Source organism: Arachidicoccus rhizosphaerae (genome assembly GCF_900107765.1).
In the GTDB taxonomy this organism is placed as follows: Bacteria; Bacteroidota; Bacteroidia; order Chitinophagales; family Chitinophagaceae; genus Arachidicoccus; species Arachidicoccus rhizosphaerae.
In genome coordinates this window covers 116,051-129,403 of sequence record NZ_FNQY01000002.1, presented here as the reverse complement: position 1 = coordinate 129,403, position 13,353 = coordinate 116,051, and the positions used below count along the sequence as shown (strand labels likewise).

The 13,353-nt window shown below is 40.3% G+C and carries 20 protein-coding genes; all 20 read right to left on the bottom strand.

The genetic code is table 11. The features are described from left to right. Positions 1-18: 18 nt before the first annotated feature. Entirely contained in the window at positions 19-204 is a 186-nt protein-coding gene (locus BLU80_RS02805) for a hypothetical protein (RefSeq protein ID WP_091393033.1), read from the bottom strand. Positions 205-380: 176 nt separating this feature from the next. After that, entirely contained in the window at positions 381-593 is a 213-nt protein-coding gene (locus BLU80_RS02800) for a hypothetical protein (RefSeq protein WP_139188067.1), read from the bottom strand. Between the two features lie 17 nt (positions 594-610). After that, the gene (locus BLU80_RS19685; RefSeq protein WP_211481732.1) at positions 611-940 is read right to left on the bottom strand and encodes a phiTE_072 family protein; all 330 of its coding nucleotides are present in this window, start codon (positions 938-940) and stop codon (positions 611-613) included. Positions 941-974: 34 nt separating this feature from the next. After that, a complete protein-coding gene (locus BLU80_RS02790) occupies positions 975-1,391 on the bottom strand; it encodes a hypothetical protein (RefSeq protein ID WP_091393026.1) in 417 nt (138 codons plus the stop codon). A 287-nt stretch (positions 1,392-1,678) separates the two neighbouring features. Then, a complete protein-coding gene (locus BLU80_RS19680; RefSeq protein ID WP_211481731.1) occupies positions 1,679-2,008 on the bottom strand; it encodes a phiTE_072 family protein in 330 nt (109 codons plus the stop codon). A 26-nt stretch (positions 2,009-2,034) separates the two neighbouring features. Then, complete coding sequence (locus BLU80_RS19495; RefSeq protein WP_170831123.1) at positions 2,035-2,193, bottom strand: hypothetical protein; 159 nt, start codon at positions 2,191-2,193, stop codon at positions 2,035-2,037. A 44-nt stretch (positions 2,194-2,237) separates the two neighbouring features. Beyond that, positions 2,238-3,002, bottom strand: coding sequence for an SPFH domain-containing protein (locus BLU80_RS02775; protein WP_170831122.1), 765 nt, complete (start codon positions 3,000-3,002; stop codon positions 2,238-2,240). After that, positions 2,999-3,190, bottom strand: a complete 192-nt coding sequence (locus BLU80_RS19490; protein WP_170831121.1) for a hypothetical protein — start codon at positions 3,188-3,190, stop codon at positions 2,999-3,001. The genes BLU80_RS02775 and BLU80_RS19490 overlap by 4 nt, the downstream gene beginning before the upstream one ends. Before the next feature lie 2 nt (positions 3,191-3,192). After that, the gene (locus BLU80_RS02770; RefSeq protein WP_091393014.1) at positions 3,193-3,468 is read right to left on the bottom strand and encodes a hypothetical protein; all 276 of its coding nucleotides are present in this window, start codon (positions 3,466-3,468) and stop codon (positions 3,193-3,195) included. Between the two features lies 1 nt (position 3,469). Then, entirely contained in the window at positions 3,470-4,972 is a 1,503-nt protein-coding gene (locus BLU80_RS19675; RefSeq protein WP_211481730.1) for a DNA cytosine methyltransferase, read from the bottom strand. A 48-nt stretch (positions 4,973-5,020) separates the two neighbouring features. After that, positions 5,021-5,350 (bottom strand): hypothetical protein, encoded by a 330-nt coding sequence (locus tag BLU80_RS02760; protein ID WP_091393011.1) that lies wholly within the window; start codon positions 5,348-5,350, stop codon positions 5,021-5,023. 142 nt (positions 5,351-5,492) lie between these two features. Then, positions 5,493-5,909, bottom strand: coding sequence for a recombination protein NinG (locus BLU80_RS20050; protein WP_091393009.1), 417 nt, complete (start codon positions 5,907-5,909; stop codon positions 5,493-5,495). 1 nt (position 5,910) lies between these two features. Beyond that, positions 5,911-7,317 carry a replicative DNA helicase gene (gene dnaB / locus BLU80_RS02750; protein ID WP_091393007.1) on the bottom strand — a complete coding sequence of 469 codons (1,407 nt, stop codon included), beginning with the start codon at positions 7,315-7,317 and terminating at the stop codon, positions 5,911-5,913. Then, complete coding sequence (locus BLU80_RS02745; protein ID WP_091393005.1) at positions 7,317-8,159, bottom strand: hypothetical protein; 843 nt, start codon at positions 8,157-8,159, stop codon at positions 7,317-7,319. Before BLU80_RS02745 ends, dnaB begins: the two co-directional genes overlap by 1 nt. 12 nt (positions 8,160-8,171) lie before the next feature. Further along, positions 8,172-8,786 (bottom strand): PDDEXK family nuclease, encoded by a 615-nt coding sequence (locus tag BLU80_RS02740; protein ID WP_091393002.1) that lies wholly within the window; start codon positions 8,784-8,786, stop codon positions 8,172-8,174. A gap of 2 nt (positions 8,787-8,788) precedes the next feature. After that, a complete protein-coding gene (locus BLU80_RS02735; protein WP_091393000.1) occupies positions 8,789-9,067 on the bottom strand; it encodes a hypothetical protein in 279 nt (92 codons plus the stop codon). A gap of 227 nt (positions 9,068-9,294) precedes the next feature. Beyond that, on the bottom strand, positions 9,295-10,044 hold the full coding sequence (locus tag BLU80_RS02730) for an SPFH domain-containing protein (RefSeq protein ID WP_170831120.1): 750 nt from the start codon (positions 10,042-10,044) through the stop codon (positions 9,295-9,297). A 350-nt stretch (positions 10,045-10,394) separates the two neighbouring features. Continuing rightward, positions 10,395-11,603, bottom strand: coding sequence for a coiled-coil domain-containing protein (locus BLU80_RS02720; protein ID WP_091392993.1), 1,209 nt, complete (start codon positions 11,601-11,603; stop codon positions 10,395-10,397). A 74-nt stretch (positions 11,604-11,677) separates the two neighbouring features. Continuing rightward, on the bottom strand, positions 11,678-12,451 hold the full coding sequence (locus BLU80_RS02715) for a hypothetical protein (protein ID WP_091392992.1): 774 nt from the start codon (positions 12,449-12,451) through the stop codon (positions 11,678-11,680). Continuing rightward, the gene (locus BLU80_RS02710; protein ID WP_091392990.1) at positions 12,451-13,347 is read right to left on the bottom strand and encodes a recombinase RecT; all 897 of its coding nucleotides are present in this window, start codon (positions 13,345-13,347) and stop codon (positions 12,451-12,453) included. Before BLU80_RS02710 ends, BLU80_RS02715 begins: the two co-directional genes overlap by 1 nt. Positions 13,348-13,353: the final 6 nt, after the last annotated feature.

Here is a 13,353-nt window from a genome sequence, read left to right as displayed (position 1 = left end):
TGCATTGATCGATTGATTTTAATTGCATTTGTTGTTTTTTAAATGTGTTTTTAAAAATTCATGTCTTTCTGTGACATCTTGAAGCATGTGTAGCTTTAAATAATCCTCCATTACCCTGCATACCTCGCCACGTAAAGCATGAGATTCGAGCTTCTTTTTTAGTTCTGGCTCAAACATTTCCAGATAGTCTTTTGGGTCGTTCATACTTTACAATTTAAAATGTTTACACGCTTTGTCGTTTTGCCGGATTGGCTTGCCTTTTTTCAGGATATCGTAGTAGTTCTTACTTTCAAGGCCGTAAGCGCAAAATGTTTTCCTTCTTAGGGTATAGCATTCTTTGCACTGCTTGCACTTTGCTTCGTAGTGGATTTCGATAACGGTCATAATCCGCCCTCCCTCATTTGTTTAGCCCAAAACGACCTTTCTACTCTGTCGATAGATTCTTGATCCTTTTTGGGCATGGATTGGATCTTTAGTATTTTGTCTGCTATTTCTTCAAAATACATTTCGCAAACAACCCTTTCAATTCCTGTATCAATGTACTCACGCTGGGAATAGTCATTGAGTATTTTTACTATATGTTCTTTTGTCATCTGTTTAGGTTTTGTGGTTACCAATTTGGGTTATTAATTAAGTCCTCTTTCAATGCTTTTTGCAAAGGAGGTAGTATCTTTTCGGCAAACTTTTGACAAGCCTGTTCGCACTTTTTACCATACAGGATGTAAGCCATCCCGGTATATAATTTTGAGCCGAAATAGTGGACATTTAGACTAATAATAAACTCCCTGAAATCTTTACCTCCTGCGTGTCGCCACACATTTGATAGATTACCATAATCCGTTACACTGGAAAACATCCCATCCTCGGTTAATACTATTTGACCTAACCATCCGCCATTTTCATCCCTTAGCTGATATGATTTACATTTAATTTGTTCCATAATCTTGCATGCCAGTTTACGTCATGGCGGACGGTTAATGTGTGATATTAAAATCTAATTTCAGACCAGTAAAGTCTCCAATCCTTTTATAAATAGCTTCCCTGAGTTGTAAAAAACTATCGTCCCCTCTTTTCAGTTTGATATATTCGGGAGTCCAGAAGCCATTATGATTCCCATCATAAATTGATATCTGTTCGGTGGAATAACTTATTTCAAAGTTTAGAAGAGGGTCAGGGCGTACGTACCGGGCATCTTCTGTCATAGTCAGTTGCTTTCCAAAATATGATCCGTCCCCATTAAATTCAATCCACATATCAGTAAACTCCTTTTCATCTTTGGGCCACATGAAGTCAATAAATGAAGCAATTAAGCCTTTGTCGTTTACCGGCTTTAATCCCTCGATTGATTGCCATTCTTTAATCTTTTCGATTAATGTCTCTTTTGTTGTCATACTCTCTATTTTGTTGGTCTTTTTTATTGAGCTTCATACTCTCTATTTTGTGGCCGGAGCCTGGTCAACGATAAATTCCCTTTTAAACCATATGTGCAACGCAAAACCGAAAAAAGATATGCGATACATAAAGTGTTCTGGTGAAGCCCACCATTTCTCAACTCCGATAAATACCCACGAATCCGGCCTGCTATAATAAGGTCTGGCCCACCTGTTATCAAACCATATCCGATCAAAAGAAATTTTGTATTTTCCTTTTTGCATTTTACTTGTTTTGCCGGAGGCGGTTACCAATCAATTCCGTTTTCTAATTCTTGTTTCAATACTTTTTGAAGCGGTGGAAGTATTTTTTCTGCAAATCTTTTACAGGCCTGCTCGCACTTTTTACCATTAAGAATAAAAGACATTCCTGTGTAAAGCTTTGTTGCGAAGTAGTCAACATTAAGTCTGCAAATGAACTCTCTAAAATCATCACAGCCAGTTCGTGGCCATGTATTGCACAGGCTGCCCCAGTCTGTATCTCCTGCAAACATCCCATCACTGGTTAAAACCACTTTGCCTAACCAGTTTCCATTTTCGGTATAAAGTGTATATACCTTTGCTTTTATTTCGTTCATTTCTCTTGCTTTGTGGCCGTGGCCGATTAATATTTAATAATTTCTGTATAACTTGTCCACCCGCAACCTCCATAAGTATCGTCCAGCCATCCAGATATTTCGGCATCTCTAAGGCCAAACGGAAGGGTATGGTATCTTAAGTCACCACTGCGGAGGGTTACTCTTATTTCGATTCCTTTTGCCATAGTTTTAAGTTTGTGGGGTTAAAGGGGGATTGCTCCCCCGTGAATTAATTACTTTTTAGAATTGTCGGGATACTGCCATAAAGAGGCGTTCTACCATCCCATTTCTCAATGAATTGTTGCTGAATCAAAAGGTTTGTAAGAGAGGATTGTCTTAATAGGTTGGCCTGCCTTTCTCCTTCAGCTACAATAACCTCTCTGCGGGCGTTAATGCTATCTCTTACCAGTTGGTTCTGCGCCTGCATGGCTTCCTGTACGGCTCTATTTTTAGAGTCCACCGCTTCAACTATACTTTTAGGGTAAACAAGGCCGGATGTAAGGCTTTCTAAATGGAATCCATCATCTGCCAGTAACTTGCCTAAGTTTGTCTCCACGCTATCCTCAAACTGCTGCCTATTGCTTATCAGTTGTTCGGTGGTGTATTTATTCATCTGAATACGGAATGCGTTTTTAACGTAGTTAAACATGGTGGTCTGTGTAATCTCGTCCAGATCTTTACGGTATTTCACGTATATAAAGGGTGCTTTACCCTGGATAACTGCATAACTTAAGGTAGGGTCAATGGTGAAAACGCTGCCATCTTTGGCGTTAACCGTAAATGCTGAATAGTCAATTGTCTTGACAAACAAGGGGAATTCAATAACATCCTGCGTAATTGGATTATACCAGACACGTCCGGTGCGGATTTCTACATTTGATACGCCTTTCTCTGAGCCGTACTGATTGACTAAAATACCCTCATAGCCTGCATCAATTCGGGTGCAGGATGCTGCGGCCAAAATAAGGCCAATAATTACTAGAACTCTTTTCATTTTGTTGATTTTTTGATAATTAAAATATTTAAAAAAATAAGAATAGCCAATCCTATCGCTCCGACCAAAACGGCTGTGCTTGTAGGAAACGCTTCCTTTATAATCCTCCATACCGCTTCCGGATTCTTTGGCTCGTTGTGTAAGACTATCCGGCCTTCTCTGAGGTCGTTGATTAGTTTTTGATTCATGGTTAATTATTTACTGGGTAAGAAATGTTTAATAAAGCCAACGTCCTTTTCGCGTTTTCTATAAAGCCGGGCTTTGCCATAGATAAATTTATTTTAAGCTGATATCTTGCTGCTTTCATTGTTGGTTCACCAGATACCGCCAGCATTCCTGAATCATAGTTACTGATCGCAATTAATGCCCCGTCCATGTGATAAAACCATTTATTACCCTGGTGTTCAAATACCCTTATTGCATCTACCTGCTTAATTCCTTCTGTTGTTGTTATGTTCAGTTTCATTTTACGCTACGTTTATTTGTGATTCCATTTGATTAATAACTTTGAATATCTCATAGGCAACTTGTGGCACCCATGCGTTGCCGAAACCTTTTATTGATTCGTTTCGGAGCCATGTTGCGAACCTTTCCGATTCTTCCTGGATCTCCATTGCCGCCAATGCAATTTCATGTGACAAGTGTGGCAGAGAGTCATTAAATTCCAAACTGAATTGTTTTTCCAGTTCCCGTCCACGTGGTGAACATCCAAATGATCCAAGGCTCCGCAATTTTCGCATGAGTCTTTGCGATGCTTTCTCGCCAAATGGTGAAAACTTCCCTTGTGCGTTATCGGGGGTCTGACATAGCTGCACTGTTTGGAGCAATATAGTCGGCTCATGAATCTTGTATAATCTTCCAATCTTCCATTGAATCTCCTCCGATTGAAAGGCTTCCCACACTTCTTGCAAATCTTTGTCGGTGTAATCTTTTCTAATTGTGGCATATACTTCTGATTTTATATTTCTAACCATGATTTGGGAAATCCCATCATACTTGCAACGAATCGGGCTGACAGCTGGGAAGTCTTGCCAGTCTGGGCGAAGAAATCCGGCAGGCTGTTGGTGGAGTTCCGCCCCGCTGCTTCTAATCCCTCTTTTGTTCGGCCGCCTTTCCAATTTTGGGCTGTCGGGGTAGGTAACATGCCCGTCCAGTTCTCCGTATTGCTCAAACCTTGTTGCTTGCTGTTCGGGCCTCTCCGTTTGAAATCTTGGGCTGTCGGAGTCGGGAGCATCCCCCGATTGGCTAATTCCCCGACCGTCATCCCAAATCCATTCCCGTTTGTGCCTTTCGCTTTCGCTTTCTCGCGCCTTGCATCTATCTTTTTTAAATCCCCTTGGTTTGTGTCCATCACTACTGGCGTGGGTAACAGACCCTGCTTCATTACGGTTGTCAATGTCGCACCCCGCCCTTGTGACTTCCAACTGCTCTGCCCGTCTTTCATCCCGTTCGCCTTGCTGCCCTGGTCGTTTTCCGATGCCCGGGGCGTAAGCAACAATCCAGATTCTATCTCTTCTGTGGGGGGCATTGACACCGCAAGCTGGAAGTAAAAACGGTGCGACTTCGTAGCCCTCATTTTCCAGGTCAGATAGCACCTCGTCGAAAACCAATCCTGACTGCCAATTAGTAAACCCACGAACGTTTTCACCCACGACGTAGCGCGGCTGAATTTCTCTAATTGCTCTAAGCATTTCCGGCCAGAGATGGCGGTCATCTTCTGTGCCTTTTCGCTTCCCGGCTGTACTGAAGGGCTGGCAAGGAAATCCGCCTGAGAGTACATCAATTCTGTTTCTCCAAATAGTGAAGTCTGTTTGTTTAATGTCTGCATATGATTTTGCTTTTGGCCAGTAATAGTCTAATATTTTACGTCCGAATGGGTTTATTTCACAGTGGAATACATTTTCCCATCCTGCCCACTCGGCTGCTAATTCGGCGCCACCTATACCTGAAAAGAGTGATCCATGTGTCATTTTTAATTGTAGTTAAGGGTTAAAAGGATAGTTTCAATTCTGTGTAGTTCATGCTACTTGTACTTTATTTGCTTTTAAATCAATTATGAATTGTTCGATAATTTCCCGTTGTTCAGGTGTGGTGTCAAATACCTGATCCATGATTTCCTGAACCTGTAAACTGGAATCTTCGTTAAACATCGATTCTTTTAATTCCTTACTGGATTCATAGCTGATTCGAGAAGTGAAGTCATTTAATATCCAGTCCAACTTTTTTATCCAGGCCCTGATCATGATTTTGACAATAGGATTGATTCTGTCTTTTAAAGCCACTTCCAGAAATAGTTTTGCATTCCGGATGTAAACAATGCTTTTGGCGAATGAAAATGTTGTGTTCATGGTTTGATAATTATGTAAAATATTCCTGTTAAGTTTTTGATTTCTTTAAGCCACTGATTGCGAACTTTTTGGCATTCTGATCTTTTGGGGTGCTTAAAAGTTCTGACCAGTTCATTGTTCATGTGTAGCTCAATGGTCACAATTAATTATTAGATAGTTCATAAATCTTGCATTTCGATTGGCACTCCAGAATAATTACTATCAATTCCCATCGTGTCCATTTTTTACTTCGGTTGCTTATTGACATCCATTCCAGTTTTTCAACCCTTTCAATACCTATTTTTCGTATCAAAAGGCGCCGATATTCCAATAAGTTCCCATGTAAAAACCTATTGCATTTCGCACATGAAAGATGAACATTGTCCTCTACGAATCGCATCCCGGGGTAATTCCCTCTGGAATAAAAATGGCTTGCGTCTGACGTATTCCAGCTTCCGCATGAAATACAGGGCTTATTTTTGTCCCGAAGCCTGATCATTTTATTGAACCAGTCTTGAGCGATCGGAAGGAGTTGGGCTACTGATTTATTTTTGTATCTCTTTGGTATTTCTAATTCCATTTTAAAAGGGGTTTTCTTCTTGTGGTATTGGTGTCCAGCCTTCGTACTGACCCATTGGCTGAATATTCTTTTCGTGATCTTTGAATGTCATACAGTGAGGTGTAAACCCTAAAACCACTTTTCCGGGTGACCCGTGCCTGTTTTTGGCTACATTAGCTACTACAAGACCATTGGCAGGTAAAACTTCGCCCTCCATTTCTACCTCGTTTATTTCGTAATATTCCGGTCTCATCAGGAAAATAACCTCATCTGCATCCTGTTCAATAGCACCGGATTCTCTTAAGTCCGACAGCATCGGCATTTTATTTTCTCTGGATTCTACACCCCTGGATAGCTGACTAAGGGCCATTACAGGAACTTCAAGTTCTTTTGCCAGTCTCTTACAGCCTCTGCTTATCTCCGATACGATGGCTTCACGGTTTTTATTCTTTTCATTCATACCTGACATGATTTGCAGGTAGTCAATGAAAATCATTTTGATACCGTATTTTCTTTTGAGAATGACTGATTTTGTCCTAATCTCGCTGATTGTCATTGCGTTGTCAATGATATGCAAAGGCGCGTTTGAGATTCTTATGCCTGATTCGTTCAAAAGATCTTCTTCCTGTTCGTTCAGGTCGCCCAGTCTTATTTTTTCATGAGAGATTTGAGTTTCGATAGAAAGTAACCGGGTAACTAACTGGCCGGAACTCATTTCGATTGAGAAAATAGCTACCGGTATACCTTGGTCTATTGCCAGTTTTTTAGCAGCTGATAACATGAGCGCCGTTTTCCCCATCCCTGGACGTGCTGCCAAAATGATCAAATCCGGTGCAACCCATCCCATTATTTTTTTGTTCAGGGCGGTAAATTTGGTATCTAATCCGATTTTACCGGTTGATTTTGCCTGTTCAATCTGATCAAAAACCTGGTCTACCAATTGAGAAATCGTAATCTCATCGCCTTTACTTACCTGCTCCTGGACTTTCATTAAATCCACCGAAGCACCATTTAAAACATCGAAAGCGTCCGCAGTCTCGTCTTTAGCTTTTGTTAAAAAATCTATTCCCAGATCGCCAACCTTACGTTTCATGTAGTACTCAATCAGCATTTTTGAATGAGTATCGAATATGCTTTGAAGCGGCGTTGTTTTGCCGACAATCTGGGAAAGATTAAAAACATCACCTTCCTGGATAGTTCCCTGTTTTTTTAAAGCCGTTACAAGCGAAATAACGTCGATTGTGTTTAAGCTGTCATACAGCCATTTTAAGCCCTTAAAAAATCTTTTGCAGCTATCTGTATAGAAATAATCAGAAACGAGCGTATCGAAGGCCTCAGCTGCCAAATTGGGGGATTGTATCATTATGCCAATGACGGATTCCTCAACTTCCTGCGAGTGCAGCGGTACGAATTGTTCCAGTTCTTTCATTAGATTTTTACGATTTTAGGGGATTTAACGGGTTCTTTCTGATCGTTTTTTTCTTTTGGTTGGTAATTGCCTTCAAGGATTTTTAAATAGTTTGAATCGTTTTCGATGATCCAGTCAAAAGCGAACCAGCCATGACTCAACAGGAATTCTGAATTACCGGCCATTTTCAGGATGTTGCAGAAATTGAAGCTTTTCTCACCAAGCCTGACTTTTAACTTTTGCCGTCGTTTCCTCGTGATATCCCTGACCTTAGGCACTCCCTTTTCCGCGGCAAATAGATTCCAGAAGTCGACATAAGGCTCTGCTTCTTTTGGTCCGGTTTTTAGATACTCCCAGATACCGGTTTTTGTTTTTTCAACAGAGTCGTATGGAAGGGGCGCTTTCTCGTCGACTACAGTCGACATAGATACTTTAGTATCTATATTCGTTTCTACTTCGTTTCGTTTCGTTTCAGGCGGACAAATGACAGCAGGTTGCGGACAAATGACAGCGGGTTGCGGACATGGATTACCTGTTTGTTGATTGTCAATATATTGCGGAAATTTTGGATTCATTGTTCTTAATCTTTGACCAAAATTTATAATATGTAAGTACTTTTTGTTATCGGCTTCATATAAGGCGATCAGACCGGAAGTCTCCAACTCTTGGATCCATCGGGTAATGTCGGCTTCTCTAAAATCTTTCAGCGGAAAACATAAGGACTTGACTAATTTTGAATTAGCATTAAAATTTCCGTAATCATCTGCTTTCATCATTAATCGAACAAATAAGCATTCGGCATTTACGCTTAGTTCATTTATCCTTTCTGAATCTGTCCAGTCTCTTAAAACTCTATTAGGCATATTGGTAAAATTCTAAAATGGGCCTTCTTTGTTGTTTGATTCGCTTTTGGAGAATTCTGGTATCTGGTAAATGGATTGAGCGTAAAACCATTGAAGCATCTTTTTTAATTCCTTCTTATCCTCTTCTTTTAGTGTGTCATTTATGGATAATTTGCCTTCACCTCTAACCCAATTACTATGGAGTTTACTAAACTTCACTCCGCTTAGTCCATATTCTGTAGAATATATTGCTATGTTGTCAGACAATATATAAGGTAGATATAGGCTGTCGTTAACAGGAAATTGCTCTACTATTAATGTTCCGTAAATCTTTACAGTCCGCCTTATTGGAGAATTATTAATCATCTCCTTTACTGCCTTGACATATCGTGCTAATTGCGATAGATGATCAAAGCTGAAGGGGACTATTTTTAGCTCAATAACATTTACAATTATCGACCCTTCTTCAAAACCAATAGTTATGATATCCGATATTCCGTATTCGCCAAACCTTAATTGCCTAAATGCTGAAATATAATATCCAAGATTAAGATGCAAACCCTTTAATTCAATTGTAGACCCTAATGTTTCTTCAATGTCTTCAAAAATTAGATCTTCAAGTTGCTTTTCGTGTATTACTATTGCCATCTTTATAATTTTACAGGTGTTTCTACTAGCTTTTTATATAGTTCAATTGCTTTTTCTTTTTCCGTTTCTTCCAGGAAATGAACTCTATACCTTCCAGGGTGTCCGAATGAGTTCTTAAATTCAACCCATTTGAAGGAAATTGTGATTTTCTGATTCAATTCGGATAGTCTAGATCTGAAGCTATTCCAGTTTTGTGTTTTTTCTGAAATAGTGTGTCCTTTTATTAATTCACTGAGCAGAAAGGACTTAATCGAGTTTGGCGGTGGTAATGATTGGTTCATTTTGGAAAGATTGAATTGTTAGGGAATAAAGGGCAGGGTTTGAAAAACATATTCACCACAACTTGTTAATAATTTTCCGCCCCCTTGTTCATTGTTGCATTAAATAGGGGATTAGTGATCTGTGTGTTACATGAGTGACAAATTTTAGGTTGACCAATTCTTTGTACGCCCTATGGCCGCAATTAAGCGACCCGGGCAATGTTTCATGCTGCTGGAGTTATAATACCTTATTGAACGTTCTTGAATACTACCGGGCTGTTTCCATATAAAGGCGTCCTCCCGTCCCATTTCTCAATAAACTGTTGTTGTATGAGCAGGTTTGTAAGGGATGATTGCCTGAGTAGGTTTGCCTGTCTTTCTCCTTCCGCCACAATCACCTCCCTTCTGGCATTGATGGAATCCCTGACTAGTTGGTTTTGCGCCTGCATGGATTCCTGAACCGCTCTGTTTTTTGCATCCACCGCCTCGACAATAGATTTTGGATATTGTAGCCCAGATGTGAGGGATTCAAGTCTGAACCCATCTGATTCTAGCGTTTTTCCTAAGTTTGCCTCTACACTGTCCTCAAATTGCTGCCTATTGCTTATTAATTGCTCTGTGGTGTACTTGTTCATCTGGATTCTAAAGGCGTTTTTCACGTAGTTGAACATTGTTGTAGTTGTAATCTCGTCTAAGTCCTTTCTGTACTTTACATAGATGAAAGGAGCTTTCCCCTGAACAACGGCATAGCTGAGTGTAGGATCGATAGTGAAAACAGATCCGTCTTTGGCGTTCACGGTAAACGCTGAATAATCAATCGTTTTTACGAACAAAGGGAATTCTACCACGTCCTGAGTGAATGGATTATACCACACACGACCCGTTTTGATCTGAACATTTGACACCCCTTTCTCTGTACCATACTGGTTTACTAAAATCCCTTCATACCCGGCATCAATTCGGGTGCATGATGCAAGCAGCGCAATAGCCGCAATCAATGTGAAAATTGTCTTTCTCATTTTGTTTTTGTTAAAAGTTTGATTAAAAAAATATTTATTAAAATAAGAGCCGCAAGCCCTATAATCCCCAAAATGACCGTTATGTCCGACGGGTAAGTAACTAATGAAGTCAGGAAGTTTGTAGCGAACATGTCAGCTATAATACAAGCCAGACCAATCATTATTTTTAAACTAATTTTCATTTTTGATGTATTTTGAATTTACTGCGAACCGCTGCCCTTTATCGTTTTCTACAATTAAGACCCCTGAATGGTCAGAAATAAGCTTTACCTGTTCGCCTTTCTTGCCTAATAACCGGCGCCATGGGTCGATAATATCTTTTGTCAGGGTCAAAGCGTATTAGCCTTTTCAGTTGAATAAGAGGTTAACTTGCCTACCAGTTCCTGAATTGAAGCCATGATCTTTTTCCCGTTGGCCGATTTCATTACAGGAACTTCCAGATCTTTGATTGACTTTATGTATTCGTTAATCTTGGTTCGATCCGGGGCCTGTTCAGCTTTAATTCTGGCTTCTTCCTCTTTTCTTAGCCGTTCCTGTTCCTCGGCGGCTTTGCGGTCTTTTTCGGCCTGCAATGCATCGGCGGCGGCTTTCTTTTTAGCTTGTTCCATTATTTCTGCCTCCATAGCCTTTCTTTCCTGGTCGATAATGATCTTTCTTTCGGTTACGGAATTTACCAGGGCATCCCATTCGGTATCGTTCAGGCTTTTGATATCACTAACCCGAACGTTAATATCTTGCTCTATGTAGGCGTTTTCTACATAATTGAATGGGATGCCCAATGAAGCAATTAGCCGTGTCCTGACGTTTTCTTTCTCCTGCTGTACCTTAAGGGCCTCTTCCTCAATTCTGGCGTTTTGTTCATCGATCAACTTTTGAGCCTCTTCCTGCTTTTTTCTTAATTCTTCCAGTTCTTTGCGTTCATCAGCTAGTTTTTTAGCCTCTGCTTCCCTTGCCAGCCTCTCTTCCTCGGCCTTTTTCTCAGCTTCCAATCTTTCAGCTTCCAACCGGGCTTGCTCGGCCTCGTAATTGGCTTTTGCGGTTTCCTGGAGTTGATTGTAATCCTCGTCAGAAAGAGACTTTAAAGCGGACAGGTCGATTTCATAACCGTACTGGCGGAGACCATCTACTCTTTTTTGAATCCTTTCTTCTTCTTTTCTGATTTCTTCAAGGCGGATTCTTTCTTTTTCAGCGTCTACTTTATCCTGTTCCTCAACAAGTCTTTTTTCTTCCTTTTCGATGATGGCGATTAGTTCCTTTTCTTTTTCAATTATATCTTTTGATACCTTATTAATAGTATCTCTCATTTCCTTACCCTGACTAGAGATAGAGACACGCTCTTTTTTGAGTTCCTTACGCTTGGCATCGGCTAATTTGTAGCCCTCTTTATCGCCTACACCGTTAATAGTAATTTCGGCTGCAGACTGTGCCAGGGCTTCCAATTCTGATTTTTTGTTGTTAAAAGCCACTAATCCGGTGTTTACTTTTTCCTGGGCTAATACCAGTTCGTTTCCGGTTTCTACGATTTCAATTGTTTGCATTTGGTAAAATTTTGTAGTTTGGTTTGCCCCGCCAAGACTGGAAGGGCGTTACCAAAACTGCTTATGTGAAAAAATTATGATACTTTCTTAAGTAATGAATTAAGATCAGGTTTGATATACGCCGTCATTTGATCCTCATATTTCTGTATAAACGCCCTTGCCTTTATGACCTTTCCGGCCAGACAATTAATCGCATCCTGATCTCTGGGAATCTCGTATTCAATTAACCTTTCCTGAATGGGGATATCGTCGTAAGTCATAGAAAGCTCCAAAGCTTCACAGGCATCCAGATATAGGGGATCTTCCGTAGTAGCCACGTTCATTTTATAGAATAGGCGCCTTTTTTCTTCTTCAATCATGGCTACAGGTGTATTTACCAGGCAGTAGGCCAAATAGGCTTTTTTTGCCCCTGTGAGCCACATGTAAGTTTGTAATTGCCACCAGTAGATAGGATTGATATCCTTTGAGTTGGTTCGGTGGAACGTAAATAAGTCCCAGGAACTCTTAATATCTATGACAGTTTGAGCGTTATGGATGGATTCACCGGTAAAAAGGTCTGGTGTACCCATAACGAAGTCGTTTTTCAGATGTTCTTCGTTCTTTTTGTAGAACTTTTTATGAAGTCTGGAATAAAGGGTAATTGAATCTTCCTCAACCTGATTGCCTTTAGTCATGTACTTGGTCTGAATATCGGTGTTACGTCCGTACTTTGCGCTTACATAGACGTCAATACAGTTTGTTTTTGCCGATTCTGACAAGTTACCGGCTTCTTTGTCGGCTTTTAATTTAGGACTGGTCATTAAATAACCCACCCCGGAAGCACGGAATAATAAATTTGAAAAGTCCATTATTTTGATTTTTTGTTAGTTAACAACTTTGATAATTCCTCTTTCTTACTCAGGAATAGATCCATTTGATCGTCGGAAACGAACTCAAAAACATTATCCAGGTCCTCAATTGTTTTGGCATCTTCGATTAACAATCTGATTCTTTCTGCTTCCTTGTCGATTGTAACAGTGTCATTATCAACATAGGTGACATCCTCCGTGTCTGCGTCATTTACTACTGACTGGTCTGTGATAACCGCCTTTTGCATCTCAATAGAAAGCGGCGCAAACTTGGAAAGGAGTAATTTTAAAACTGTCTTTTGAGCCATTGAATCGAAATCATCTTTCCATAGGCCGTAACCCTTTTTGAGCGTCTGGCTGAATCTCATTCCATGCTTTTGCAGCTCCTCTACAGTCATGTATAAGGTTTTCTCAAAACCGTTTAAAAGGGCGAAGTGAGCGGCATAACCGATTATTTTATCTGATGTTTTCGCTGTGAAATCAAATAAGAAACCTGTAAGGGGATTTTGTTCCACCAGCTGGCCTTCATATATTGGGGCAGCGGATATGGTCTTAAACTGTCCGCTTCTCTGTGCTAACTGGATGAATCCCTTATAACCCATTTGAAACTGAGCAACAACCTTGTATGAACCGTCTGGCTGCTTGGTGTTATAGGCCAAAATATAAGCAAATCCTAAGTTCTGATTCAAAGGAAGATCTAAAGTAGCCGCAACGGCTGCACTCTGATAAACGCTCATTGGATCGGCTTTTGCAAGTAGTGAATTTTGAGCCGTAATCTGTAAAACGCTTGTCATGAATGAACTGGCACGATTGCCTAATAAATCCTTGAATTTCTGCTTGACGTCCACTCTTTCAAAGAGCGATTTTGTCGTTAATTGTCTGTTTTCGTTTGACATTTTATA

What these genes read in the sequence shown, in the direction of transcription:
- BLU80_RS02805 (WP_091393033.1), bottom strand. Translation starts at nt 204, where the DNA reads ATGAACGACCCAAAAGACTATCTGGAAATGTTTGAGCCAGAACTAAAA.
- BLU80_RS02800 (WP_139188067.1), bottom strand. Translation starts at nt 593, where the DNA reads ATGACAAAAGAACATATAGTAAAAATACTCAATGACTATTCCCAGCGT.
- BLU80_RS19685 (WP_211481732.1), bottom strand. Translation starts at nt 940, where the DNA reads ATGGAACAAATTAAATGTAAATCATATCAGCTAAGGGATGAAAATGGC.
- BLU80_RS02790 (WP_091393026.1), bottom strand. Translation starts at nt 1,391, where the DNA reads ATGACAACAAAAGAGACATTAATCGAAAAGATTAAAGAATGGCAATCA.
- BLU80_RS19680 (WP_211481731.1), bottom strand. Translation starts at nt 2,008, where the DNA reads ATGAACGAAATAAAAGCAAAGGTATATACACTTTATACCGAAAATGGA.
- BLU80_RS19495 (WP_170831123.1), bottom strand. Translation starts at nt 2,193, where the DNA reads ATGGCAAAAGGAATCGAAATAAGAGTAACCCTCCGCAGTGGTGACTTA.
- BLU80_RS02775 (WP_170831122.1), bottom strand. Translation starts at nt 3,002, where the DNA reads ATGAAAAGAGTTCTAGTAATTATTGGCCTTATTTTGGCCGCAGCATCC.
- BLU80_RS19490 (WP_170831121.1), bottom strand. Translation starts at nt 3,190, where the DNA reads ATGAATCAAAAACTAATCAACGACCTCAGAGAAGGCCGGATAGTCTTA.
- BLU80_RS02770 (WP_091393014.1), bottom strand. Translation starts at nt 3,468, where the DNA reads ATGAAACTGAACATAACAACAACAGAAGGAATTAAGCAGGTAGATGCA.
- BLU80_RS19675 (WP_211481730.1), bottom strand. Translation starts at nt 4,972, where the DNA reads ATGACACATGGATCACTCTTTTCAGGTATAGGTGGCGCCGAATTAGCA.
- BLU80_RS02760 (WP_091393011.1), bottom strand. Translation starts at nt 5,350, where the DNA reads ATGAACACAACATTTTCATTCGCCAAAAGCATTGTTTACATCCGGAAT.
- BLU80_RS20050 (WP_091393009.1), bottom strand. Translation starts at nt 5,909, where the DNA reads ATGGAATTAGAAATACCAAAGAGATACAAAAATAAATCAGTAGCCCAA.
- dnaB (WP_091393007.1), bottom strand. Translation starts at nt 7,317, where the DNA reads ATGAAAGAACTGGAACAATTCGTACCGCTGCACTCGCAGGAAGTTGAG.
- BLU80_RS02745 (WP_091393005.1), bottom strand. Translation starts at nt 8,159, where the DNA reads ATGCCTAATAGAGTTTTAAGAGACTGGACAGATTCAGAAAGGATAAAT.
- BLU80_RS02740 (WP_091393002.1), bottom strand. Translation starts at nt 8,786, where the DNA reads ATGGCAATAGTAATACACGAAAAGCAACTTGAAGATCTAATTTTTGAA.
- BLU80_RS02735 (WP_091393000.1), bottom strand. Translation starts at nt 9,067, where the DNA reads ATGAACCAATCATTACCACCGCCAAACTCGATTAAGTCCTTTCTGCTC.
- BLU80_RS02720 (WP_091392993.1), bottom strand. Translation starts at nt 11,603, where the DNA reads ATGCAAACAATTGAAATCGTAGAAACCGGAAACGAACTGGTATTAGCC.
- BLU80_RS02715 (WP_091392992.1), bottom strand. Translation starts at nt 12,451, where the DNA reads ATGGACTTTTCAAATTTATTATTCCGTGCTTCCGGGGTGGGTTATTTA.
- BLU80_RS02710 (WP_091392990.1), bottom strand. Translation starts at nt 13,347, where the DNA reads ATGTCAAACGAAAACAGACAATTAACGACAAAATCGCTCTTTGAAAGA.